The organism is Haematobacter massiliensis, assembly GCF_000740795.1.
Classification (GTDB): Bacteria; Pseudomonadota; Alphaproteobacteria; order Rhodobacterales; family Rhodobacteraceae; genus Haematobacter; species Haematobacter massiliensis.
Genome location: NZ_JGYG01000005.1, coordinates 85,035 through 109,899, shown reverse-complemented (window position 1 = coordinate 109,899; position 24,865 = coordinate 85,035). Strand labels below are relative to the sequence as shown.

Below are 24,865 nucleotides of genomic sequence, written 5' to 3'. Positions count from 1 at the left end.
GCGATCTTGTCGATGATCCAACGAGCCGTGTGATCGCATCGTTCTTGCCGTGATGAACCGGAGTTTGCTGCAACCTGCGTCCAGCCGCTAAGTCGCCCATGGAACTAGCTTTACTGGTTCGGCCGAAATTCGGTTGCGGCCGGGCGATGGCGAACAGACGAAATGGGCAGACGATTCCCACCGTCACCACGCCTCAGCATTGGGTAGTTCATGCCCTGGGCGTCGTCAGCTTATGAGATCCGGATGCGTAAGTTTTTCTGGCGACAGCCAGTCTGCATATCCGAGCAAGTACAGGGAATATGCCGTCGAGAAGCCTTTGGACCTGGGGTCTTTTCAGGCAGACGGCATAATCATGTTCGCAACCATCTGCAGCGCGCAGCCGCATCTGCCGAGTGGTTCGTCACGCGGCGCCCAAACCTGCAGTTGGGCTCAACGAGCGTCATGGCATCTTGGCAATGCGCTCGTATGATGCTTCATTTGGTTTTCTCAGCGATGGATTTTGCAACCTTATCCTTGGTGCTGGGTGCGGCAGCAATCACCTTCGGCTTGACCGCCTTCGGTTTCTTCTCATCGCGTTTTCGCTTGTCCATGCCCTTGGCCATTGGCCTGCTCCTTAGAACGCCGCCTAAATCGACGGTTCTTCCAACCTAGACCTTTGCACGAAGATAGATACCCCCTTCTCACCGCGGGCGTATGACAGATCTGCGATCATCGGCCCTCGATATACCGCCCTTACACCTCTTGAAGCCATCCATATACCATCCATATACCATCCATAAAGCAGTGAGAGCAGTCATGGCAGCACCCGCACCTCTCAAGACCCCAGATAGCGAGAAGATCACTCTGAACCTGGGTTTCGTCGATCTGGGGCGTATCGACCTTCTGGTGCAGGAGGGGTTCTATTCCAATCGCAGCGACTTCATTCGCACCGCGATCCGCAATCAGATCGCGACCCATGAAGAGGTGCTGACCCGGTCGCTCGAGCGTAACACCATGGACCTCGGCCTGCGCACGATCACCCGCGCGGAGCTTGAGGGGCTGCGAGACAAGGGGGAGCGGCTGCATGTCTCCGTGGTCGGCCTCGCACGCATTGCGCCTGACGTCACGCCCGAACTCGCTTCCGCAACCATCGCCTCGATTACCGTGCTTGGCGCGTTGCAAGCCGGCGATGACATCCGAAAGATACTTGGCGATCGTATCCACTAGTCTCCTGAAGCAAGGAATTGCAGCATGAAATCACTCGACCTCGGCGCGCTGCGTCAGGCAATTGCCGACGCACGCTCCGGCAATCCCAGCGATCTTGTGCGCCGCACCCTCGCGCAGCACGGTCTTTCCGCAGGGGGCATCGGCCCCGCGCCAGCAAACCCGCTGTCCGCGCTGTCCGGCCTGGCCGGAAAACCGGGCCCCGTTCCGACAGAGCCGCTGGTGCCGGGCGCGCGCTTCGACAGTGGGCATTTCGTCTGCGATGCAGGGGGGCGCGACTACCTGAAATATGTTCCCGCCAGCGCCGGGAATGGTGCTGCGGGGATGATCATGATGCTCCATGGCTGCACACAGAACAGCGCCGATTTTGCGGCAGGCACCGGGATGAACGCGATTGCCGAGCGGCATCGGCTCATCATCGTTTATCCGCAGCAGTCGCGGGGCGACAACGCGCAGTCATGCTGGAACTGGTTCAGCCCCGGCGATCAACGCCGCGGCAGGGGCGAACCGGCGATCCTCGCCGGTCTCGCCGTCGAGATGTCAAAAGACCATGGCATCCCACCGGCACAGACCTTCGTCGCCGGATTGTCGGCAGGGGCGGCGATGGCGGTGATCCTCGGTCAGACATATCACGATGTCTTTGCCGCCGTCGGTGCGCATTCGGGACTGCCGTTCGGCAGTGCAAAGGATGTGCCCTCGGCCTTTGCAGCCATGGCTGGCAAGGCGGGCGACACCATGCGGACAAGCGACCCGCACCCGACACCCACGATTATCTTCCAAGGTAGCGCGGATCAAACTGTCCACCGCGCGAATGCAGATCGGATCGCGGCGGATGTCATCACCGCTGGGCCGAAGCAGACGCTTCTGGACAGGGTTTCAGGACAGACAAATGGCCGTGGCTTCGTCCGGGAGACCACGACGACAAGCGACGGAGCGGCGCTTCTGGAGCAGTGGACCATAGAAGGTCTTGGCCATGCGTGGTCAGGCGGAAAGCCCGGCGGCTCCTACAGCGACCCCAAAGGACCCGATGCAAGCGCCGAGATGGTGCGTTTCTTTCTCAACCTGAGGAAAGGTTAAGCCGCGGCGTCAGCCGGACAAGGAGAGGGTTTGGCAGCGCCAAGCCCTCTGACAGATCGTCAAGGAACCCGTCAACGACCGTGGCAATCGGAGGACAACTCCGGACCATCCTGTCGGCCCACAGGAGGTGGTTTCCATCTCTTGCTCTGCCACTTGGCGGACCTGCGAGGTTTGCCAACGCGTCAACGATGCTCTCATCGAAAACGCTGGCTCGCTTAGATGGATGCCGACTCTCAGGGCAGGATCCCCAAGATGATGACGGTCTGCGCCGCGCCATCGCGCTGCTCCTGATGCGCCGCGGCGTCAATGTGCGGGAGGTGGCGAGCGGCGAGGCGGCGGTGGAACTGATGGAGGAGATCGTCCTTATCCTCTATCTCATCGACCAGCAGCTTGGCGACGGCATGACGGGGGGAGAGGCGGCAGGCCGGCTGCATGCCCGTTTCGGCGCTCGCCCCACACGGATCATCACCGCCGACCGATTCGTGCAGACACGGGCTGCGGCAGGGGCAGGGGCTTGAGATCAACTAAAAGCACATCGACCCCGCCGCACTGCAAGCCGTCGTGCGTCAGTCGGGTGATGGAAGGGCTTGGCGATGGGCGGAGGTCGGCCCGTCCTGCGCCGAAATGGGTCTGCGGTTCCCCAAGCTCGGCATCAAGGTCCAGTTGCGCGCCCGGCCCCCCGCGCCGCAACCGGGACATCGAAACGGAGGAGCCCCATGCGCCTGATGCCGACCCTGATCTGCCTGCTGGCCGTACCGCACCGCATGCCGCCGAAAAGGGGGACCGGCGCCATGGTCTTCGAGCCTGCCTTCGTCCGCGCCGAACCCGGCGACGCGATCCGCTTCGTCTCCGCCGGCAAAGCCACAACGTTGAGGCGATGAGGGGGATGATCCCAGAGAGCGCCGCCACCTTCTGCAGCAAGGTGAACGAAGAATACGTGCTGTCGTTGGCAGTCCCGATTCTGCGTCGATCTTCAAGCAGAGCGCAGGGGCAGTCCCGGATTCCGGACGGCCGGATAAGCGATGCATCGCGCAGGAGAGCGCCGCTTCCGGCTTCCAGCCTGGCGATACGGTATGGCTTCTTGCCATGCACTTTGCGCCTTGGCCCGGCTTGGATCATCGGCAGAGACGCCGAAAGCGCAATGGAGACCAGCATTCGTGAAGCGGCTGCTTTCTTGCACACGATGAATGACCGCTGCGATCGAGGCGGATGGCTCAGGCCAGCATCGGTTAACGTCAGCCCCGGCTGCCGATCGTCTGGCGAAGCGGGGGTGGGACTCTTGCGGGGATCAGGCCTGCGGGGGGCAGCCGCAGGCGGGAAGGTCTGAAATATAATATAATGAAAACAAACAATTAAATTTCTATCTTCCATCCCCCAGATCACGCTGAAGGGAATGTTTCTGTTTGATCCTTGGCCATTCGGGGAAGTTTCACCCCTTTTCGGCTCAAAGTTCAGAAGCCTCCTCCGATTTACTACAGTAACTCTGTAGACTATTGTCACTTAACGCTTCCTGACCGTGATCCACGATGACATATCTGCTGAGCCTACTGGACAAGAGCCCTGTCGCCACGGCGACCGATACGGATGCCCTGGCCGCGACCATCGCGCTGGCAGAGGCTGCCGACCAGCTGGGTTACCATCGTTACTGGCTGGCCGAGCATCACGGGTTTGACGCGCTCGCCAGTGCCGCACCGGAGCTTGTTGTCGCCCATCTTCTGGCGCGGACCCGGGCGCTTCGGATAGGCACCGGGGGAATTCTTCTGCAGCACTACAGCCCCTACAAGGTGGCCGAGATCGCCTCGGTGCTGAGCCATCTCGGGCCGGGGCGGGTGGATATCGGGATCGGCAAGGCACCGGGCGGCCTTCCGCAGAGCACCCGGGCGCTGCAATCGGAGCGCGTCACACCACGGGACTTCAATACCAAGCTGGTGGAGCTGGATGGCTGGCTCAAGGGCCGCGCGCTCGGCGCTGAACTCCGGCCCGCACCCCGGCAGGGTTTGGAGCTGTTTCTGCTGGGTGCGAGCCCCGACAGTGCGCGGAGGGCAGCGGAGCTTGGCTGGGGCTATGTCCATGCCGGGCATCACGACGGCGATACGGACAGCCTGAGCAGGACTATCGCGATTCACGCAGGGGGGCAGGGTGCTTCGATGCTCGCGGTGACTGCCTTTGCCGCCCCTTCGCGCGGCGAGGCTGAGGAGGCGGTCGCGGACCCGCATGTCTATCGCCTGCAACTGCCCGGCGGGCAGGCGGTGAACCTCGGCTCCCGTGCCGCGGCAGAGGACTATGCGGTCGAGTCAGGGGTGCAGAACTATAGCATCAGCGAACGTCGCCCGCGCATCGTCGCAGGCACGGGAGAGGATATTCACGAGGAACTGGCCTCCCTGCGACGCGCTCATGGCGTCCGGGAATTCATCCTCGATATTCCGGTAGCGGATGCCGCACGACGGCTCCGCTCCATCCAACTCATTGCCCGGGCGCGTCAGCGTCGGGCCGCGTGAACAGGAGCAGGCACATGGCCGCAGACATCACCCTCGGGATCATGCTTCAGGGCGCGGGCGGACATATGAACGCCTGGAAACACCCCTCCGGTCCGGCGGACGCCAGCGTGAACTTCGACTTTCTCGCCCAGACGGCGCGCAAGGCGGAGGCGGCGGGCATCGCCTTCGCCTTCGTGGCGGACGGGCTGTATATCAACGAAAAGTCGATCCCGCACTTTCTCAATCGTTTCGAGCCGTTGACGCTGCTTTCGGCGCTCGCGCGGGAAACGAAGAAGATCGGTCTCGCCGGGACGGTGTCCACTTCCTATTCGGACCCGTTCACCGTGGCGCGGCAGTTGGCCTCTCTGGACCTGTTGTCCGGGGGGCGCGCCGGCTGGAACGTGGTGACGACGCCTCTGGAAGGCTCCGCACTGAATTATTCCCGCGCCCATCCCGAACATGCGCTGCGCTACGAGATCGCCGATGAATACCTGGAGGTCACGCAGGGTCTCTGGGACAGCTGGGACGAGGATGCGATACTGCGTGATCGGGAGACGGGCCGGTTCTTCGACCCCGAAAAGCTGCATACGCTGAACCACAAGGGGCGCTACTTCCAGGTGGCGGGGCCGCTCAACGCGCCCCGGTCGAAGCAGGGCCAGCCGGTGATCTTTCAGGCAGGCTCGTCGGATGCCGGGATCGGGTTGGCGGGCAAGTATGCCGATGCCGTCTTCACCCATTCCCCCGATCTTGACGAAACCCGCGCCTTCACAAATCGCGTCAAGGATGCCGCCCAGGCCCATGGACGCGCTCGCTCCGCCGTGAAAGTGTTTCCCGGCATCGCCCCGATTGTCGGGACGACATCTGCGGAGGCGGAGTCGAAATACCGTGCCATCCGCGATCTCATCACGGTGGAGGAAGCGCTCGCCTATCTGGGCCGCTACTTCGATCACCACGATTTCAGCCAGTATGACCCTGACGCACCCTTCCCCGATCTGGGAGAGCTGGGCCGGAATTCCTTCCGCTCCACGACGGACCGCATCAAACGTGTGGCGCGCGAAAAGGGTCAGACGCTGCGTGAAGCGGCCCTTGCCGCCGCAACGCCGCGTCCGAATTTCATCGGAACCGGTCCGGATGTGGCGCGGGAAATCATCCGCTGGATCGATGCGGGTGCCTGCGACGGTTTCATCCTCGGCTTTTCCGTCATCGCGGAGGGGTTGCAGGATTTCATCGACCTCGTGATCCCGGAGCTTGAGGCGCGGGGCCGGTTCGACCGCGACCTTCCGGGGGAGACCTTGCGGGACCATCTCGGCCTGCCGTTCCGGGAAAGCCGCTATCGGGCGGGGCCGCTCCCGCAGGCCGCAGCCGTATAGGAGAACGTCATGACCATTGCTGGACGGATCGCGGCGCCCCAGGGCGGCGTCCGGGAGAGAATTGCCGAAAGCATCGCTGAGTTCGTCGCGCTTCGGCAGGAACTGCATCATCACCCCGAGCTGGCCTTTCAGGAGCGCCGGACCTCGGCGCGGATCGCCGCACTGCTGGAAGGCTGGGGCTATGAGGTCACGCCCCTCGCGGGGACCGGGGTGATCGGTACGCTGCGCAATGGTGCGGGGCGGCGCCTGGCGATCCGCGCAGATATCGACGCGCTGCCGATCCATGAGGCGACAGGCCTAACTTTCGCCTCCGCCGTGCCGGGAGTGATGCACGCCTGCGGCCATGACGGTCACACGGCAATCCTGCTGGCTGCGGCACGATATCTGGCGGAAACGCGGCGCTTTCGCGGCACATTGCATCTGATCTTCCAGCCTGCCGAGGAGATAGGTCAGGGCGCCCGGCGGCTGATCGGCGAAGGGCTGTTCGACCGCTTTTCGGTCGACGCGATCTTCGGTCTCCACAATTGGCCGGGGGTCGAGGAGGGCCGTTTCGGCTTCATCGAAGGGCCGGCGATGGCTGGCATAGATCAGGTGGATTTCCGCGTACGCGGCAAGGGCGGCCACGGTGCTGCTCCGCATGAGGCCGTGGATCCTGTCGTGGCCGCCGCCCATGCCATCACCGCGCTCCAGTCCGTCGTCGCCCGTAATGTCGATCCGCTGGAAGCGGCGGTCGTGACGGTCGGTGCGATACACGGCGGCGCGGCCTCCAACGTCATTCCCGACAGCGTGGAGATGAAGCTGACGCTCCGCTCCTTCTCCGCCCGTACGAGGGAAGTGCTGGCCGCCCGTGTTCCTGCCCTGTTGACCGGGGTAGTGCAGGCTTTGGGGGCCACCGCCTATATCGACTACCGTCCGGGCTTTCCGGCGGTGGTCAACCATGCCGCCGAACTGCGTATCGCCCGGGAGGCGGCGCTGGCCGCTCTGGGTGAAGGGGCCGTGCTGCCCACCCTCGCGCCGCGCACGGCGAGCGAGGATTTCGCGTGGTATCTTCAGGAAGTGCCCGGCGCTTTCCTCTTTCTCGGAAATGGTGAGGGCGCGCCCCTCCATTCCCCCGAATACCGCTTCAACGACGCCATCCTGCTCCCGGGGGCCACCCTTTGGGCCGCCCTCGCCGAGGCATTTCTTTCGGGAGACATCCAATGACATCCGCCGTCATCCTCCGTTCCTCGCCGCATGCGCCGGAAGCCCAGCCGCTGATCGAGGATCTGATCCGCGAGTACGACATCCGCTACGGCACCACCTTCGACCCGGCCGGCGCACGCGCGGAGGTCTATCGCTACCCGCCTGAGGCTTTCGCGCCGCCTACCGGGGATTTCCTGCTTATCCGGCGGGAGGATGAGACAATCGGCGGAGGGGCGTTCATGCGCCATGATGCCGAGACGGCAGAGCTGAAGCGGATCTGGACCCGGCCCGATCTGCGCAAGCAGGGGCTGGCGCGGCAGATCGTTCTGGCGCTGGAGGAAAGCGCAGCGGCACTTGGCTATACGCGGCTCTATCTCACCACGGGATTCCGGCAGCCGGAGGCGGAGGCGCTTTACGTCTCGCTCGGCTATCGGCGGCTTTTCGACCCTGCTGTCGACCGCGCTCTTTACCGGACGCTGCCCTTTGAGAAGCATATCGGGGCCAAGGCCGGTCAACCGGGCACGACGCCGCTCAAGGAGCCGGCCGCCACGCCGGAGGAAGCGACCGAACGCACTCGTCTGGCGAAGGCTGCCCACGCCGCGAAGATAGCCGCCGAACACGCTTTCCGCGAGGCCGCGGAATGAAACGCGCGGCCCGTCCACTGATGCGTCATCGCGATCGCTGGGCCGCGGCCTTCGTCTTGCGCCATCCCCAGGTTGTGCCCCCGCTTCTGCGTGATCCAAAGGCGGCAGGAAAGGACATCACATGACCGCCACCGATTTTCCCGCCACTGCCGCATCTTCGCGGCAGCCGGGGCGTTTTGATGGGCTGCGCATCGTTCCCGCCCGCAACTACGGGCGTCTGTTCGCCACATTGGCGGGTGCTGTGGTGCTGGCCGCGGTGCTGAATTCGGTGCTGGGCAACCCGCGCTGGGGCTGGCCGGTCTTTGCGGAATGGTTCTTCTCGGAACCCGTGCTGGTGGGTCTGGGGCGGACGCTCTGGCTCACGCTGCTTGGCTCGATCTTCGGGTTTGCTCTCGGCACGGTGCTGGCGCTGGCACGGGTATCATCCTCGCCATTGATGGTCGCTGTCGCCTGGGGGTTCATCTGGCTGTTCCGGTCCATTCCGCTGATCGTCCTTCTGCTGCTGCTCAACAACCTTGGCTATCTTTATGAGACGCTGTCGCTCGGCATCCCTTACACGTCGATCACCTTCTGGAGCTATCCGACCACGCAGTTCCTGACGCCGTTCTGGGCGGCGGTGATCGGTCTCACCCTGAACCTCGGCGCGTTTTCGGCCGAAGCCATCCGGGGAGGGATCCTCTCCGTGGATCAGGGTCAGCATGAGGCGGCGGCGGCGCTCGGTCTGCCCAAGGGCCTTCAGTCGCGGCGCATCGTTCTGCCGCAGGCCATGCGGGCCTTCCTCCCAACGGCCTTCAACGAAGTGATCGGCTTGGCCAAGGGGACTTCCATGGTCTATGTCCTGGCGATCCCGGAACTTTTCTATACCGTGCAGATCATCTATCGGCGCAATCTGGAGGTGATCCCGCTGCTGATGGTTGCGACGGTGTGGTATCTCGTGATCCTCTCGGTGTTGTCGCTGGTGCAGTATTTCGTGGAGCGTCATTTCGCGCGCGGCGCGCTGCGCACTCCTCCACCAAACCTTTTCCGCTCAGTTCTGGAACGTGGCGGGATCCTGTCTGCGAGACGGGCAGACTCTCCGCAGAGAGCAGCTGCTCCGCCTTCCGCTTCGTCATCCGGCTGGGCAGAGGCGCTCCCGACCGGCGGCACGGTGAATGTCGAGCACGTCTCCAAGAGCTATGGAGCGAACAAGGTGCTCAGCGATGTGTCGCTGACCTTCCCGGCCGGTTCGGTCACCGCGATCCTGGGCCAGTCCGGTTCCGGCAAATCGACGCTGCTGCGCTCGATCAACCATCTTGAGCGGGTGGACGAAGGTTTCATCTCCATCGACGGCGAATTGATCGGCTATCGGCGCGACGGGGATGCGCTTCATGAACTGCGGGAGCGGGATATTCTGAGACGCCGCGCCGATGTCGGCATGGTGTTCCAGAACTTCAATCTGTTCCCGCATCTGACGGTGCTGGAGAATATCGTCACTGCTCCGATCGCCGTGCGCGGCCTGTCCCATGCGGCGGCGGAGCGATTGGCGCGGGATCTGCTTGCCCGCGTGGGGCTAGCCGACAAGGCCGGTGCCTATCCCCGGCAGCTCTCCGGTGGCCAGCAGCAGCGGGTCGCCATCGCTCGGACGCTAGCCCTGAAACCGAAGGTTCTGCTCTTCGATGAGCCGACCTCCGCCCTTGATCCCGAACTGGTGGGGGAGGTGCTTGCAGTGATCCGCGAACTCGCCCGTTCTGGCGTTACGCTCATCATCGTCACGCATGAGATGGGCTTCGCGCGTGAGGTGGCGGACACCGTCGTGTTCATGGACCGGGGCAGGGTGGTGGAATCCGCTCCTCCCGAACGGTTCTTCAGCCGACCTGAGCATCCCCGCACGGCGGAGTTTCTGGGCCGCGTGCTCTGAACCCCGCGTCACGGTCGCGGCCCCTCCCGCCGCGCCTGTGCTGTCGCCCGTCTTCGCACCGCCCTTCCGGGTGCGAGGACGGGCCAGCCGAAATGCGCACGGATAGCAACGCTATCGCCGAGAATGCCGGTGCCCGCTGGGTGAGCAAAAGGCCATGATCTCCTGTTTTTCCAAAGAGGTTTTCCCATGTCTTCCTCCTTTCTGAAAAGTGCGGCCCTGATCGCTGCGACACTGCTGTCTCCGCTGCTTCCGGCCCATGCCGCCGCGCCTGCGGTCGATCTCAGCCCCGAGCAACCGGACCGCATCCGCGTGGACCGGGTAGAGGAGGCCATCACGGCGCTTCCTGCCGGCTTCCATTTCGTGTCGCCGGGCAAACTCACCGTGGCGTCTGTGCCGAACAGGCTGCCCTTCGCGGCCTATGCCACGGACACGCGCACCCCTGTCGGTGGTGAGCCCGACATTGCGCAACTGGTGGCCGACAGCCTCGGTCTGGAATTGGAGCTCATCCCCGTCGCCTGGGCTGATTGGCCTCTTGGTCTTGTATCTGGAAAATACGATGCGGTGATCCACAACGTCACCGTGACGGAGGAGCGGAAGGAGAAGTTCGACTTCGCCACCTACCGCTCTGATCTTCTTGGCTGGTACGTCGCCGCCGCCAGCCCCATCACCCATATCGACAGCGCGGCAGACATTGCGGGGCTGAAGGTTTCGGTCTCCTCCGGCACCAATCAGGAGCAGATCCTCCTGCGCTGGATAGAGGAGAACCAGGCGAAGGGTCTGCCTGCGACCGAAGTCCTCTATTTCGACGATCAGCCGGTGCTGGACCTCGCGCTCCAGTCCGGGCGCATTGATGCCTATCTCGGGCCCAATGCCACCTCCGCCTTTCAGGCAGCGCAGGAAGGCAAGACCCGCGCCGTCGGCACCCTGTCCGGTGGCTGGCCCGTCACGGCGGAGATCGCGGTGGCAGTGAAGAAGGGCTCCGGCCTCGCGCCAGCAATCTCCACGGCTCTGAACGCGCAGATCGCGAGCGGCGCCTATGCCCGAACGCTGGCGCGCTGGAACCTTTCGGCAGAGGCCATAGCGGAAAGCCGGGTCAACCCGCCGGGTCTTCCGAAGAAGTAAGCCCCAAAACGCATCAGACGATTGGACACTTCCATGATCCCGTTCTCCCGCCGTGGTTTCATCCGATTTCTCAGCAGCTTTGCCATCGGTGTGGCCTTCACCTCTGCCTGCGGGCCGGGATGGGCTGCGGCGGATGTCTTCGATCTTGATCCGGATCGCAAAGACCTGATCCATACCGCCCGGAACCCGGCGGCCATCGCCAAGCTGCCGCAGGATTTCGCCTTCGCCAATCCGGGCTTCTTCACCATTGCCAACACGGCCTCGGGCGGGCCGCCGCTTTCCACATATGCCAATGATGCAAAGACGGTAGTTGGCGCCGATCCAGACATCGCGCGCCTGATCGCCGACGCGCTGGGGCTCGAGCTGAAGACCGTGGTCGTGGCCTGGGCGGACTGGCCACTGGGGCTTGTCTCCCGCAAATACGATGCCGTGATCTCCAACGTCGGGGTGACGGAGGAGCGAAAGGAGAAGTTCGACTTCTCCACCTACCGGCAGGGGCTGCACGGGTTCTTCACGCTTGAGGGCCGGGGGATCGACAGCATCGTGGAACCGAAGGATATCGCCGGGCTGCGGATCATCGTCGGTGCCGGCACCAATCAGGAGCGCATCCTGCTCGCCTGGGACAAGCTGAACCGGGCCGCCGGACTTCCTCCCGCGGAGCTGCAGTATTTCGACGATGAGGCCACGCGGCTCATCGCGCTGCGCTCGGGCCGGGCGGATGTGATCGTCCAGCCGAATGCACAGCTTGTCTATATCGCCGCGCGGGACGGGGATATCCGCAGGGTTGGCACGCTTTCAGCGGGCTGGCCGGAGCGGTCCGACGTGGCGGTCACGACGCGGAAGGGGTCGGGTCTGGCAGAGGCGGTGACGGAGGCCATCAACGGGGCAATTCTCGACGGGAGTTATGCGGCTGTGCTGCAACGCTGGCAGCTGACGGAGGAGACTCTCCCCGAAAGCCGCACCAATCCGCCCGGCCTGCCCAAGTACTGACGAGGTGGTGCGCATGGCCTTCGATCACGTCGCCTTTCTGGTCCCCGGCAACTATGCCGAAGAGGATCCCTTCGCGGGGCTGGAGGCGACGCTCCGCCTCTTCGAGCTGGGCGAGCGGCTGGGATATGACAGCGGATGGGTGCGTCAACGGCATCTTGAGCGCGGCATCTCCTCGGCGGCGACGTTCCTTGCTGCCGCCAGCCAGCGGACCCGGAGCATCGGACTTGGCACAGCCGTGATCCAGCTGGGCTATGAGCACCCGTTCCGGTTGGCGGAGGATCTTGCGACCGTGGATGTGCTCTCCCGCGGGCGGCTGAACGTGGGGGTTTCCGTCGGACCCCCGCCCTTTGCCGCGCTGATCGGCGGCTATCCGGCGGAGGCAGACTACGGCCATGCCCGGGCGGAGGAACTGGCCCGGCTGATCGCCAGCCCGTTGCTCAGCCCGGAGGAGGTTGCAGGCAATGCCGCCGGTGCACAGCCGCCCCGACTGCAACCCGTGGCCCGCGGGCTGGCGCAGCGGCTCTGGTATGGCGGCGGTTCGCAGCGCTCCGCCGCCTGGGCCGGCGGTGCCGGGTTTCATCTGCTGACCGGCAACATCGTTTCCGGAGAAGACACCGATGACTTCCTGACGGCGCAACGGCGGCTCATCGACACGTACCGCCGCGCGGGAGGCACGCGTATTGGCCTTGGTCGCGTGATCCTGCCAACGGACAGCGCCGATTTCGCGGCGCGACGCCGCTATGCGGATTTTGCCCGCAGTCGCCAGGCCCGGACGCGGGCACCGCAGGGCGCCCGGCGGACGCTGTTTCTCCCCGATATCGTCGGCACGGTGGAGGAGATCGCGGCGGCCCTTTCTCGCGACCCTGTAGCGGCGGTGTCCCGCGAACTGCGCCTGGAACTCCCCTACGAATTCGCGGTGGAGGATTACGAGCAAATCCTGACCGACATGGCGAAGCTGCTGCCGGAACGGAGCGGCGTAGATCAGATGAAGCAGAAGGAGGCCATATGATGCTTGAGACCGGTCCGCTTGTCCGGCAGAACCCATCGCTGTCCGCCCAGCCTTATACGCAACCGGCGGCGGTGATCCATGAAGATATCACGGCTCTCATTGGTAACACGCCGTTGCTGGAGCTTCATCGCTTTCGCCGCTTCCACGGGTTGGGCGCGCGCATCGTCGCGAAGGTGGAATATCTCAATCCGGCCGGAAGCATAAAGGACCGCACCGCCTGGGCCATCATCCGGGAAGGCGAGCGGTCCGGGAAGCTTCGTCCTGGAGCGCTGATCTTCGATCTGACGAGCGGCAATACCGGCATAGGTCTTGCGGCAATCGGCGCCGCACGAGGCTACCGGACCCGCTTCTATACCCGGGACTGCATCAATCCCGGCAAGATAGACCTCTTGCGCAGTTATGGCGCCGAGGTGGTGCAGATCCCGAACCGGCGCTTTCTCGAACCCAACGCGAGAGACATCCTGCTGGCGGAGATAAGGGCGCTGAACCCGGACGGATTCTTCGCCGATCAAATCGGCAATCAGGCCAATCCTCGCATCCACTATGAAACCACCGGGCCGGAGATCTGGCGTGACACCGGGGGACGGATTGATGCGCTGGTCGCGACGGTGGGGACGGGCGGTACCGTTTCGGGCGTAGGCCGTTATCTCAGAGAACGTAATCCCACGCTCCATATAGCCGTTGTGGAGCCTGCGCTCTCTTCCCTGCCGTCGGAAGTCGATCCCTATCCCGATCAGATCGAGGGTGTGCATCGTATTTCCGACATTCCACCGGAGGCCCTGCCAGGCGTCTACGATCCGGGTCTTGCCGATGAATGGCTGGAAGTAGGCACGCCCGAGGCACGCGCGGCTGCAACATCGCTATGCCGGACAGAAGGGCTGTTCGTCGGCCTCTCCGGCGGCGCGGCCATCGCCGCCGCGGCGCGGCTCGCCGCACGGCCGGAAATGACCGGGCGGCTGATCGTCACGATCCTCGCAGATAGCGGCGAGCGCTACCTTGCCCCGCCGGTCACGGGATAGGTAGGGGCGCTGCTAATTTATTCATACAATTGAATACGACAAGCGCGAGCCGTCAACCGCAATATAGGTCGGCCCGCGCTGTCAGCGAAAGGCGGAGCTCGGTAAGGTTGGAACGGAGGAAAAAGAGCGGAAGGGCAGAAGCGATGGAGCGCACCTGCTGGTTGGCGGCTGCACCCGTTTCCAAGTGGCGCTCGACCTCCCGATGCACCGAGCGTTCGTAACCAATGAGCATGCTAGGCCTAGGCCTCTGTCATACGCTTCATTGCCTTGCGTTCGATAGCACCGTTGCCGTGAGGAAATCTCCATGCCCGCCAAGACGCTCGATACGCTCTTTCATGAAACCCTTCGGGATATCTATTATGCCGATATGCCGAAAAAAGCTACTGACGGCACTTAAGAAGCTGGCGAGCGGCGCGTCTGATCCGGATCTCAAGCAAGCATTCGCCTCGCATCGCGACGAAACGGGTACGCATATCGAACCGCTTCGGCAGGTGTTCGATATGATTGGGAAAAGCTGCGTGCGATAAGACCTGCGATGCCGTTAACGGTATTACTGCAGAAGCCGATGAGGTCATGGAGGACTTTAAAGGTCAGCTTACGCTTGAAGCCGGTATTCTTGCTGCGGCGCAAGCAGCCGAGCACTACGAGACCTCGCGATATGGCTCCCTCATCGCCTGCGCGAAGGCAGTTGGACTGAAAGAGCCGGCGGAGTTGATGGCGGAAATCGCCACGGACAGCCCCTCCCCGTCGGGACCGGGCCAGATGATGCTGGTTCTTGCAAGATCGTCCGGCGGAGGCTGGCGCCCGCGGCTTCTGCGCCTTGAATATGGAACGGGAGCGGCTACGGCGAGAGGCGCGGACATTCAGGCAGCGATGCTCGCCCATATTATCCTATGAACGGTTGGGACATATATGTTGCTGGCCGTTCTAGCGTCTGCCTTCACGGCTGATCTGGAGTGGCGGGCAACCTTTCCTCCAATCGCCAAGGAGCCGGATTCTGAATCGGCATTGGTCCAGGAGTTTGGCCACCCCCCACTCAATCCGGTCTCAGAACTTCTTCTGGCGAAAGGCCCGTGGCGCCATCAGCGTGGCGGTCATCAGGGCTGCTCCGGAAACGCCTAGAACTCCTGCTGCGCCGAATGATCCGACGGCGACACCAGCGATGATCGGAATCGTGAACTGCGCGATGCGGTTCGCGGTCAGGCGCAATGAGAGGGCAGTTCCGCGGGCGGCCGGGGGGGCTATCACCATCGTCAACGATACTGTGCTTGTCAGCGCGATACCAACGCCGAAGCCGGTAAGCGCTAAGGCTACTGCCAGCCCCCAGACCGGCAGGGGCAGGCTGATCCCCAGCAGCCCAAGCCCGCCCATCAGCGTTGCCGCCAGCAGTAGCCGACCGCGGCCCAGAAGGCGAACCGCCCGGCTGAAGCAGATGCGCGACACCATTGCGGCACCCGCGCGCAAGCTTAGCAGGATACCGATGGCGGCGGGGGCGATACCGCGCTCAACCCCAAGCAAAGGCAGGAAAGCAAGGATCAGATCCTGCGAGGCAACGCAGATGCTGCCCAGAATGATAAGCCACGGCAGGCCGGGGGTTGCGGCGATCTCCGACAGCGGGATTTCGGCGCGATCGCCGTCGCGCTTGCGGCTGGGAGAGACCCGTATCAGCTGGAGCATGGCCACTACCAGCAGGGCCGCTCCCAAAACCGGAATGGCGGCCCCATGAGGCCGACCGTCGGCCACGCCCAGAAACAGCGGCCCCAGCGCCTGGCCGAGCGAGACGGCGACCATATAATTGCCCAGCACTGCATCGCGATGCATCCGGCTGGAACTGCGCGAGATCATCAGTTGCATCGAGGCCAGCACCAGCGTCTGCGCGATGCCCAGGAGCGCCGTCGCGGCCAGCAGGCCAAAGAGCGACGGCGGCAGCAGCCACAGGGCCAGACAGGCGATCAATAATCCGATGGAGCCCGCCATTGCCGCGCCCCTGGCTCCGCCCCGGTCATTGAACCGGCCGAGAAGGACAGTCAGAAAAACCGGCAGGATCGCGAAGGCCGCAGACAAAAGGCCGATGACCTTTGGTCCGAAGCCAGCCTCCAGAGCGGAATAGGTGGTAAGAATCCGGGCCAGCGGCACCGTCGCCTGCACCAGCAGCCCGGCCGCCAATATCGGTAGGAGGATCGGCGTCAGGATCTGACGCCGGGGTCTTTGGGTCACTCTGCCGTCCTATGCCGCCTCAACCGGGATGCTCGCCCCGGCCTTCAACAAGGCCTTCGTGTAGTCATGCTGCGGGTTGTCATAAACCTGCGCCACGGGACCCTGTTCCACAATTCTGCCACGATACATCACCAGAACCGATGTTGCGAAATCCCGCACCAGCGCCAGATCATGGGCGACGAAGACATAGGACAGGCCATAGTCGCGGCGCAAATCCTTCAGCAGGTCGATCACTTGCGCCTGAATCGACACGTCGAGCGCTGAGACCGCCTCGTCGCAGACGATGAGTTCCGGCTTCAGCGCCAGAGCACGCGCGATGGCGATCCGCTGGCGCTGTCCACCCGAGAACTGGTGGGGATAGCGGTTGGCATGATCAGGTTTCAGCCCTACCTGCTCCAGAAGCTCGCCCACCCGTGCGCGCCATTGCCCGCGCGGCAAGACATCGGGATGAATCGCCCAGGGTTCAGCGATGATCTGCTGCACCGTCATCCGAGGATTGAGCGAGGCGGTCGGATCCTGGAACACGAATTGCACCCGGCGGCGCATCTTGTAGTCTTCTGCCTCGGTCAAGCCAGTGAGGGGCTGACCGTCGAAATGAATCGTGCCGTCGCTCGGCTCGTCCAGGGCGAGGATCATCCGAGCGAGTGTCGACTTGCCAGAACCGGATTCGCCCACCACACCCAGGGTCTCGCCCTTTGCCATGGTGAAGGAGACGTCATCGACAGCCTTCACCGGCGCGATCTTCAGTTTGGAGAACTGGCGCGCGAGCCCGCCGTATATCTTCGTTACATTTCGCACCTCCAGGAGCGGCGCACCCTTAGCCTCGGTGGCTGTGGTAAAGCCCTTGCGCCCCGGCACTGCATCCAGCAGGCGGCGGGTGTAGCTATGCTGGGGGTTGTTCATCACCTGCGCCGCGGTGCCGGTCTCCACGATCTGGCCCGCCTGCATCACCACCACGCGGTCCGCCACCCGCTCCACGACCGACAGATCGTGCGTGATCAGCACCATGCCCATGCCGTTCTCGGCCTGGATTTCCTTTAGAAGCTCTAGCACCCGCGCCTGCACGGTCACGTCCAGCGCCGAGGTCGGCTCATCGGCGATGAGAAGCTTCGGTTTCAGGGCGATGGCCGAGGCGATCATGATACGCTGCCGCTGCCCGCCCGAGAACTGGTGCGGATAGTCCTTCATTCGGCGCTCCGGCTCGGCGATGCCGACACGCGCCAGCAGTTCTACTACGCGGGCCTGAGCCTGATCGCTAGGCGTGCCATGAACGCGCAGCGTCTCGGCGATCTGCCAGCCGATCGAATAGACCGGATTCAACGCCGCAAGCGGATCCTGGAAGATCATGGAGATGCTTCGGCCGTTGATCCGGCGACGTGTCTCCTCATCTGCTTTCAGCAGGTCCAGTCCCTCGAACAGGATTTCCCCCTGCGAGATGACGGCGGGCGGCGTCTCGATCAGGTTCATCACCGCTGAGGCACTGACCGATTTTCCTGACCCGCTTTCGCCGAGTATGGCGAGCGTCTCTCCCGCGTCGACATGCCAGGTCACATTCTCGACGGCGCGTACGACGCCCGAACGGGATGGAAACTGGATCGAGAGGTTCTTGACGGAAAGAAGGGGCGCCATTGTCTACCTCGCTTCGGTTTCAAGGCGCCAGCGTTCTACCGGATCGGTGACGATGCGCAGCCAGTTGGACAGCAGATTGAGGGACATCGCGACAAGCATGATCGCGAGGCCAGGCCAGAAAGCAAGCCACCAGGCGGAGCCGAGATAGTTGCGCCCATCCGCCACCATCAGGCCCCATGTCACGTCGGGCGGCTGGATGCCGATGCCGAGGAAGCTGAGGCCGGATTCGACCAACATGACAAAGGCCATCTCCAGTGCCGCCAGATTGATGAGCGTGGGCAGCAGCATCGGCGCGATGTGGCGCAGCAGGATGCGGTTTTTCTTCGCGCCCATCGCGCGGGCGGCAGTAACGAACATCCGTTGCTTCAGCTCCAGCACCTCCGCACGGACGGTGCGCATAAAGATCGGGATGCGCGATACGGCCAGCACGAGCACCACGTTCATCACACCCGGTTCGAAAACGAAGAGCACAATGACGGCCAGCAGCATCGACGGAAAGCTCATGATCGCATCTGCCAGCCGCAGCAGAATTGCACCGACTTTGCCACCCCGATAGCCGGCGACAAGCCCGAGGAATCCGCCAACCAGCATCGAGAGGAAGACGGCACTGCCTGCGATAAGAAGGGTGTTTTGGCTGGCCACGATAATCCGGGCAAGCAGGCTGCGGCCGAGCGCGTCACCGCCCAGAACAAACATCCAGCCGTTCTCGAGCGAGAAGGGCGGCGCGTTTCTGCCGCGCAGGTTCAGCGAACGGGCCTGCTCCGCGAGAAGCGACGGGCCGATGATCGCACAGATCAGCACGATCAGAAGGAAGATCAGCGATGCCGTGGCGTAGCGGTCACGGAGCAGGGACCGCAGCAGGACCGAAGACCTGCGACGCCCGGACGCGGCCGACAGCTCAGCTGTGGCGGATGCGGGGGTCGACGAAGGCATAGGAGATATCCACAATGATGTTGATGAGGAAGACCGCGAGCGCGGTCACGAGGATGGCCGCCTGGATAACCGCGAAATCGCGCATCAGGACGGAATCGATCATCAGCTTGCCGATACCGGGGAAGCCGAAGACGGTCTCGACGATCACGGCGCCATTTACGATGCCGGCCGCTTGGTCGGAGGCGACGGTAATCACCGGGAGGAGCGAGTTCCGCAGGGCATGGACAAAGATGATCGTCCGCGCCTTAACGCCCTTCGCCTTCGCCGCCTTGACATAGACCGAGGAAAGCGCTGTCATCATCGAGGTACGCATCACTTGAACCAACACCCCCGCGGGGCGCAGCGTCAGCACAGCCACCGGCAGGACCCAATGTGCCCAGGTTCCGGTGCCCGACGTCGGCAGGACCTTCAGCGTGACGGAGAAGATCAGCACGCCGACGATGGCGACCCAGAAGTTCGGTGTACTGGCCCCGATCAGCGAGATCAGGCTGGCGATCCGGTCGAAGAGGCCGCCGGGCCGATAAGCGGCGAGCGCACCGGTCACGATAGAGATGATCAGCACCAAAGGCATTGTCACCGCAGCCAGCGCCAGCGTGGTTGGAAACGCCTCAAGCACCATATCGAGGGCGGGGCGCGAATACCGCAGCGACTCGCCGAAATCACCCTGAAACACGCCGAGAATGAAGTTGCCCAACTGGACCAGCAGCGGGTCGTCGAACCCGTGCAGCGCGTTGTAGGCATCGATCTGTTGCTGCGTTGCCTCTGGCGGAAGGAACAGCTGGGCGGGAGACCCGGTCATGCGGGCGAGGATGAAGACGACGATGATGAGGAAGACCAGCGACAGAATGCTCTGCATTGATCGCCTGAAGATGAAATCGCCCATAGGGCACCTCCGATCTGGGATGGGAGGCCGGGGCATTCACGCCCCGGCGGGCGGTCAGCTTGAGGTCAGCTGCAGCTTCGACAGCTGGAGTTCGACCGCGTTGGCGATGGTCGGCGTGAACTGGACCCGCGGCCCGATGCGCATGTAGTTGACCATGTAGAACAGAGGCACGTCCGAAACGATGTCTTCATAGATCATGCGGAACACCTCGTGATAGGCGGTCGCACGGGCATCGCCCGACAGGGTAGAAGCCTCCTCAATCATCGCGTCGAGCTTGGGGTTATGCAGTTCGCTCTGCCGTCCGTTGGAGTGATACTTGAAGTAGACGGTAAAGGCCGCATCGCCGCTGTTGTTGTCATGCATCGTCAGGAAGATGTTGGGCCTGCGCGCCGGATCGAAGGGCTTGTTGGCCACTTCCAACCATTGCGACATCTCCAGCGTTTCCATCTTCACGTTGAGCCCGACTCCGCGCAGCATCTCGCCCACAGCCTGCACGAATTCGTTGCTGTTGGAGAACATTGCCGGGCGGCCGATGAGCCGCATCTCCGTGTCAACCGGCACGCCATCCGCCTTGGCCTCGGCCAGCAGCCGCATTGCCTCGTCGGGATCGTATTTCCAAGGCACCAGGTCCGGGTTCCACCCGAGGACATTAGGGCCAACCTGCTGTGTCGCGACCACCGCCTGATCGGAGATTATGGTCCCCAGGAAGGCTTCACGGTCAATGGCGAGGTTGATGGCCTTGCGTACACGGATATCGTTCAGGGGAGGGATGTCGACGCTGAGGCGGAACATCGCGCTGTCGGAATTCGGATAGACCTTGTCCATCTCCGTATTCGTCGCATCCTGCGGTGCAATGGAGAAGGCGAGATCGGCCTCTCCGGTCTGCACCATCGCGGCAACGACGGAGGATTCCGCGCGCCAGACATAGGTGGCCTTAGTGATCGTCGGGGCGGCGCCCCAGTAGCCATCATTGCGCTCGATCACCACGTCCTGGCCCTGTGTCCAGCTGACGAAGCGATATGGGCCGGTGCCGACAGGCTCGTTCGTATAGACGCCCATGGGGGTGTTTGGCGACGAGATCGCCATCTGCGCCAGAAGCGTCGGCAGAATGGGGCTCGGCTTCGCAGTGGTGAACTTGACGGTCAGCGGATCGACCGCCTCCGCCTTGATATCCACTCCGTCGAAGTACTTCGTCCGGGTGATGCAGGTCAGCGCGGGATCGATCGTGCGTTCCAACGCCTTGATGACGGCCTGCGCATCGAATGGCGCGCCGTCATGGAAGGTCACGCCGGGATGCAGCTTGAAAGTCCACTCCGTCGGGCTGTCCTGGGTCCAGCTTTCGGCCAGCCGCGGGATAAGCGAGGCGTCGTCGTAGTTCAGTTCGACGAGAGTCTCTACCACGTTCTGCTTGATGATCCTGCCGATAACCGAACGTGGTGTTTCACAGGGATCAAGCCGGTCAGGCCCGGCGGGCAGAACGATCCTCACTTCCGTCTCCGGCCCGGCAAGGGCGGGAATGGCGGCTGTAGCGGCCAGCAGCGTTGCTGCGGCCAAAACTCCCAGATGTCGCATAAGGCTCCTCCCCTTCGACAATATAAGTCTTATCCCGCGCGGCGGGTGATCTCCGTTAATGTGCTGCGAATCTCCGCGATCTTCTGACGCTCGTGCTCCTCCTTGGCGCGGACGGCAGGTAGAATCTCGGCAGCGGTTTCTGGAGGCAGGGTCACGATGCCATCGGCATCGCCTACCACGAGATCACCTGGCATGACCACGCTGCCCCCGACCGCGATCGGCTGGTTCAATACGCCGGGGCCATTCTTGTAAGGGCCGCGATGGGTGACTGCGCGGGCATAGACCGGCAGCCCGAGCTTACGGATCGAATCGACATCGCGGATCGCCCCGTCGATGACGAAACCCGCGAGGCCGACCGCCATCGCCTTCTGCACGATGATCTCGCCGATCAGCGCTTGGGTGATGTCGCCACCACCGTCGACGACCATCACATCGCCCGGCCGCACCAGGTTCAGCGCGGCATGGATGGCAAAGTTGTCGCCCGACCGGGTCCGCACGGTAAAGGCAGTCCCGATGATCGTCTCCGTAGCGTGATACGGCATGAGCCCCACGGCACCAGGCAACCGGTCGAGGCAGTCGCTGATGATCGAGCTTGCAGTCCCGGCATAATCGCGTAGCAGATCGACGGGCACTTGCGGTGCCGGTGGATACTCTCGGATCGTCATGAATTCCCCCAAGACGTTGGCGTGTCATCGCCATGTCAGAAAAATGTACGTCTTCCCTACTTGCTAAAAAAGCGATATTAATTGACCATAACTAGTGCATTTTTTGCATGAGTTTCGCATGTTCACGATCAAACAACTCGAAGCGATCTATTGGTCTTCCACGCTCGGCAGCTTTGAAGCGGCGGCGGAGTATCTGAATGTGGCGCAATCAACGATCTCCAAGCGGATAAGCGAATTGGAGAGCCATTTCACCGATCCGTTGTTTGAACGCTCGGGCCGTCAATCGGTACTGACCGTCCGCGGCGAAGCGATCCGCGATATCGCCGAACAGATGCTTCGGCTGAGCGACCGGCTGGTCAGTTCTGCCCGTGGTAGTGATGCCGCGCCGATGAAAATCCGGCTGGGCGTGACGGATCTCGTGGCGATCTCCTGGCTGCCAGAACTGGTGGAGCGGCTCCGGCAACGCTATCCGGGCATCGAAATCGAGCCGGAGGTGGACCTCAGCAGTGTGCTGGTCGAGAGATTGCTGGACCGGAAGGTCGATTTCATCATCTGCCCCTATAGCACGATGGTGCCGCAGTTCGTCGAAGCGCCGCTGGACGATCTGGAGTTGGAATGGATGTGCAGCCCAGCTCTGATCGATGGTCGGACTGAGTTGACACGTTCAGAGTTGCTGGACCTAACTCTGCTGTCTCAATCCGCGTCCTCGATCCTGCGGCCCATGCTCCATGCGGTGATTGACAACGAGGCGCTGCGATTTCGCAAGCGGATCAACTGCAACAACATGGGCGCTCTGGCAGAGATGGCGGCGACGGGCATGGGGATCACCATCTTGCCCCGCACCTTCTTCGCGCGATACATACAGGCAGGGCGCCTGCAAGTCGTGCGCACGCCGGTGCTACTTCCGAAACTCAACTATTTCGCGACCTACCGGAACGACTCGTATCGCGACTTCTTTGCAGCGGTTGCCGCTATCTGTCGAGACATCCGGGGCTTCTCGGACGAAGCCTTTACCCAGAGCCTGATCTGACGGATGTCGGTCGCTATGAACTGCCGTTAGCGCTGTCGTCCATCGTTTTGCGGGACACTGCAGGAATGCGGTGTTCGAGGCCGGACTTCCGAAGTCCTCTCTACGCTGCGCAGGATGAAAAGATACAATTCACCCTGCGTCGCGGCCCGAAGAGACTCAATGGGCGATCGGCGAGCATCCTCTCGCGTACGAAGTTGCTCACGGGGACTATTCCCTTTGTCTTGGTCCGGAGCGCGCCAAGCCCATGCCATATGTGCGCGGTCTGGACACTCAATCGGCCGCGAGTCGATAAGAACGACGCTATTCCCCGCCGAAACCGGAGGGGGCGGCTTTCTGGCGTCCCGCTAAGGGAGATGATGTATTCTATTCCGGGGCGGAATTCGGCGGTGGTTCGCAAGGATAGTGCCACCTGCCGGTGGAGAAAGTCGCGAGATCCCGCAGTGTCGAGGGCGCCGGCCCTGAAGCGATGAGCCGAGAATACTGCGATCCAGAATGCCGACGATGGGCGATTATTAATAGCGTGCTGACCGCCGGACGGGATGCATCGCGGAAGCGGTGGTACGCCGATGCCTCGTGTGAATTTCCAGCGTCTCCAGCGTCTCCAGCGTCGTCAACAGACGACGCCGCCGATGATGAGCGAGGAAAATCCAGCACTGCGGTGCCGTGGTTACCCGGTCGGACCTCTCCGTGTCTGAACGGATGCAACGAAGCTGTTGAACTTCTCCCGCGAAGCGGTGAGGAGCGTTCTTGCGGCTCTATAAGCATGTGTGAACTCCTGATTGGCAGTCGTCCATCCATTCAAGCGATCGCTCGTTTGGCGCATTATTAAGCAATTGGTGATATGACGTCGCTCTGCAGGAGAGCGGGAAGCGGACTCCGTTGACAGCGGACGATGCCTCTCTCTAGCTCTCGAAAAACAGTAAGAACTCTACGGGGATACAGATCATGACGTCCTTCACCACACCTACGCGGCGGCGGCTGCTGCAAAGCGGGCTTGTCATCGGCACGGCTGCCCTCTTCATGCCAGCGCTTCTTCGTGCAGCAACCCCGATCAAGGTGGCGGGTATCCATGGCTCGCCGGTGGAGAACGCCTGGAACTCCGTCCTTCACAAGGCGCTCCGGGATGCGGCCGCGGAAGGCACGATCGAGTATGTATTTTCGGAAGGTGTGTCCGCGACAGACTATCCGCGCGCCATGCGGGAATATGCGGAGCAGGGCGCCAAGCTCATCATCGGCGAGACTTTCCCGGTAGAGAAACAGGCCCGCGATGTGGCGACCGACTATCCCGGTACCGCCTTCGTCATGGGGTCGAGCGGCAAGCCATCCGGCGATAATTTCGGGGTGTTTGGAACCTGGAATTACGACGGCGCCTATCTTGCCGGGATGCTCGCCGGCAAGATGACCAAGACAAACCGGCTCGGTTCGGTGGGAGCCATTCCGATCCCGGAGATCAACCTCCTTATCAATGCCTTTGCCGAGGGCGTAAAGGCGGTCAACCCGAAGGCCCGCCACACCACGACCTTTATTGGCACTTTCTTCGACCCGCCCAAGGCGCGGGAGGCTGGCCTCGCCCTGATCGACGCGGGTGCGGACATCCTGTTCGGCGAACGCATCGGCACCGCGGACGCCGCGAAGGAACGTGGGATCAAGGCCGTCGGCTCGCTCATCGACTACACGCCGATGTATCCCGACACGGTCTTTGCCAATGCTCTTTGGGGGTTCCGCCCGATCCTGAACGCCGCCATCGCGGATGCTCAGGCAGGCAAGTCCGCCGGTCGCGACTACACGGCCTATGGGCTGATGAAGGAGGGCGGCAGCGATATCGCTTATGTCAAAGGCGTGGCACCGGCAGAAGCGGAGGCCGCGATGGAGGCGGTTCACGCGCAGATCCGCAGCGGGGCCTTCGCAGTGCCGCAGAACTTCGCGGACCCGACCAAGGGCTGATC

Annotated in this window: 24 protein-coding genes; 17 read left to right on the top strand and 7 right to left on the bottom strand. The window is 62.9% G+C overall.

Features of this window, described 5'->3' with window-relative positions; genetic code table 11:
* Positions 1-473 precede the first annotated feature (473 nt).
* Complete coding sequence (locus CN97_RS21320; RefSeq protein WP_254915473.1) at positions 474-602, bottom strand: hypothetical protein; 129 nt, start codon at positions 600-602, stop codon at positions 474-476.
* Positions 603-795: 193 nt separating this feature from the next.
* Here CN97_RS21320 and CN97_RS09525 point away from each other — a divergent pair, with 193 nt between their 5' ends.
* The 15 genes from CN97_RS09525 (at position 796) to CN97_RS09455 (ending at position 14,887) form a co-directional block, all read left to right on the top strand.
* A complete protein-coding gene (locus tag CN97_RS09525; protein WP_035710395.1) occupies positions 796-1,206 on the top strand; it encodes a CopG family transcriptional regulator in 411 nt (136 codons plus the stop codon).
* Between the two features lie 24 nt (positions 1,207-1,230).
* Entirely contained in the window at positions 1,231-2,280 is a 1,050-nt protein-coding gene (locus tag CN97_RS09520; protein ID WP_035710390.1) for an extracellular catalytic domain type 1 short-chain-length polyhydroxyalkanoate depolymerase, read from the top strand.
* Between the two features lie 290 nt (positions 2,281-2,570).
* Complete coding sequence (locus CN97_RS09515) at positions 2,571-2,798, top strand: response regulator (RefSeq protein WP_165496714.1); 228 nt, start codon at positions 2,571-2,573, stop codon at positions 2,796-2,798.
* A 198-nt stretch (positions 2,799-2,996) separates the two neighbouring features.
* The gene (locus CN97_RS20625) at positions 2,997-3,161 is read left to right on the top strand and encodes a cupredoxin domain-containing protein (RefSeq protein WP_156969582.1); all 165 of its coding nucleotides are present in this window, start codon (positions 2,997-2,999) and stop codon (positions 3,159-3,161) included.
* Positions 3,162-3,806: 645 nt separating this feature from the next.
* Complete coding sequence (locus tag CN97_RS09505) at positions 3,807-4,778, top strand: MsnO8 family LLM class oxidoreductase (protein WP_035710375.1); 972 nt, start codon at positions 3,807-3,809, stop codon at positions 4,776-4,778.
* A 14-nt stretch (positions 4,779-4,792) separates the two neighbouring features.
* On the top strand, positions 4,793-6,127 hold the full coding sequence (locus CN97_RS09500; protein ID WP_035710368.1) for an LLM class flavin-dependent oxidoreductase: 1,335 nt from the start codon (positions 4,793-4,795) through the stop codon (positions 6,125-6,127).
* Positions 6,128-6,136: 9 nt separating this feature from the next.
* Entirely contained in the window at positions 6,137-7,330 is a 1,194-nt protein-coding gene (locus tag CN97_RS09495) for a M20 aminoacylase family protein (RefSeq protein ID WP_051911111.1), read from the top strand.
* The gene (locus tag CN97_RS09490) at positions 7,327-7,953 is read left to right on the top strand and encodes a GNAT family N-acetyltransferase (RefSeq protein WP_035710362.1); all 627 of its coding nucleotides are present in this window, start codon (positions 7,327-7,329) and stop codon (positions 7,951-7,953) included. The genes CN97_RS09495 and CN97_RS09490 overlap by 4 nt, the downstream gene beginning before the upstream one ends.
* Before the next feature lie 121 nt (positions 7,954-8,074).
* A complete protein-coding gene (locus tag CN97_RS21530; protein ID WP_084684072.1) occupies positions 8,075-9,850 on the top strand; it encodes an amino acid ABC transporter permease/ATP-binding protein in 1,776 nt (591 codons plus the stop codon).
* 186 nt (positions 9,851-10,036) lie between these two features.
* The gene (locus tag CN97_RS09480) at positions 10,037-10,972 is read left to right on the top strand and encodes an ABC transporter substrate-binding protein (RefSeq protein WP_035710350.1); all 936 of its coding nucleotides are present in this window, start codon (positions 10,037-10,039) and stop codon (positions 10,970-10,972) included.
* Between the two features lie 33 nt (positions 10,973-11,005).
* Positions 11,006-11,962 (top strand): ABC transporter substrate-binding protein, encoded by a 957-nt coding sequence (locus CN97_RS09475; RefSeq protein ID WP_035710346.1) that lies wholly within the window; start codon positions 11,006-11,008, stop codon positions 11,960-11,962.
* 13 nt (positions 11,963-11,975) lie between these two features.
* The gene (locus tag CN97_RS09470; protein WP_035710345.1) at positions 11,976-12,971 is read left to right on the top strand and encodes an LLM class flavin-dependent oxidoreductase; all 996 of its coding nucleotides are present in this window, start codon (positions 11,976-11,978) and stop codon (positions 12,969-12,971) included.
* Positions 12,968-13,990: a PLP-dependent cysteine synthase family protein gene (locus CN97_RS09465; protein WP_211253666.1), complete on the top strand. Its 1,023-nt coding sequence runs from the start codon at positions 12,968-12,970 to the stop codon at positions 13,988-13,990. The genes CN97_RS09470 and CN97_RS09465 overlap by 4 nt, the downstream gene beginning before the upstream one ends.
* Before the next feature lie 224 nt (positions 13,991-14,214).
* Positions 14,215-14,517: a DUF892 family protein gene (locus CN97_RS21450; protein ID WP_088217102.1), complete on the top strand. Its 303-nt coding sequence runs from the start codon at positions 14,215-14,217 to the stop codon at positions 14,515-14,517.
* Positions 14,495-14,887, top strand: a complete 393-nt coding sequence (locus tag CN97_RS09455) for a DUF892 family protein (protein ID WP_088217103.1) — start codon at positions 14,495-14,497, stop codon at positions 14,885-14,887. The genes CN97_RS21450 and CN97_RS09455 overlap by 23 nt, the downstream gene beginning before the upstream one ends.
* Positions 14,888-15,037: 150 nt before the next feature.
* On the opposite strand, the gene CN97_RS09450 is transcribed toward CN97_RS09455, so the two are convergent.
* From CN97_RS09450 to CN97_RS09425, 6 genes are read right to left on the bottom strand one after another with little or no spacing between them, the layout of a single operon-like run.
* Entirely contained in the window at positions 15,038-16,207 is a 1,170-nt protein-coding gene (locus CN97_RS09450; protein ID WP_035710337.1) for an MFS transporter, read from the bottom strand.
* Between the two features lie 9 nt (positions 16,208-16,216).
* Positions 16,217-17,836 (bottom strand): ABC transporter ATP-binding protein, encoded by a 1,620-nt coding sequence (locus CN97_RS09445; RefSeq protein WP_035710335.1) that lies wholly within the window; start codon positions 17,834-17,836, stop codon positions 16,217-16,219.
* Positions 17,837-17,839: 3 nt separating this feature from the next.
* Positions 17,840-18,769, bottom strand: coding sequence for an ABC transporter permease (locus tag CN97_RS09440; protein WP_084684071.1), 930 nt, complete (start codon positions 18,767-18,769; stop codon positions 17,840-17,842).
* On the bottom strand, positions 18,735-19,652 hold the full coding sequence (locus CN97_RS09435) for an ABC transporter permease (protein WP_035710333.1): 918 nt from the start codon (positions 19,650-19,652) through the stop codon (positions 18,735-18,737). The genes CN97_RS09440 and CN97_RS09435 overlap by 35 nt, the downstream gene beginning before the upstream one ends.
* Before the next feature lie 54 nt (positions 19,653-19,706).
* Positions 19,707-21,224: an ABC transporter substrate-binding protein gene (locus CN97_RS09430; RefSeq protein WP_051911110.1), complete on the bottom strand. Its 1,518-nt coding sequence runs from the start codon at positions 21,222-21,224 to the stop codon at positions 19,707-19,709.
* Between the two features lie 29 nt (positions 21,225-21,253).
* Positions 21,254-21,889 carry an RraA family protein gene (locus CN97_RS09425; RefSeq protein WP_035710330.1) on the bottom strand — a complete coding sequence of 212 codons (636 nt, stop codon included), beginning with the start codon at positions 21,887-21,889 and terminating at the stop codon, positions 21,254-21,256.
* Positions 21,890-22,007: 118 nt separating this feature from the next.
* Here CN97_RS09425 and CN97_RS09420 point away from each other — a divergent pair, with 118 nt between their 5' ends.
* On the top strand, positions 22,008-22,919 hold the full coding sequence (locus CN97_RS09420) for a LysR family transcriptional regulator (protein WP_051911109.1): 912 nt from the start codon (positions 22,008-22,010) through the stop codon (positions 22,917-22,919).
* Between the two features lie 945 nt (positions 22,920-23,864).
* Positions 23,865-24,863, top strand: a complete 999-nt coding sequence (locus tag CN97_RS09415; protein ID WP_035710329.1) for a BMP family protein — start codon at positions 23,865-23,867, stop codon at positions 24,861-24,863.
* Positions 24,864-24,865: the final 2 nt, after the last annotated feature.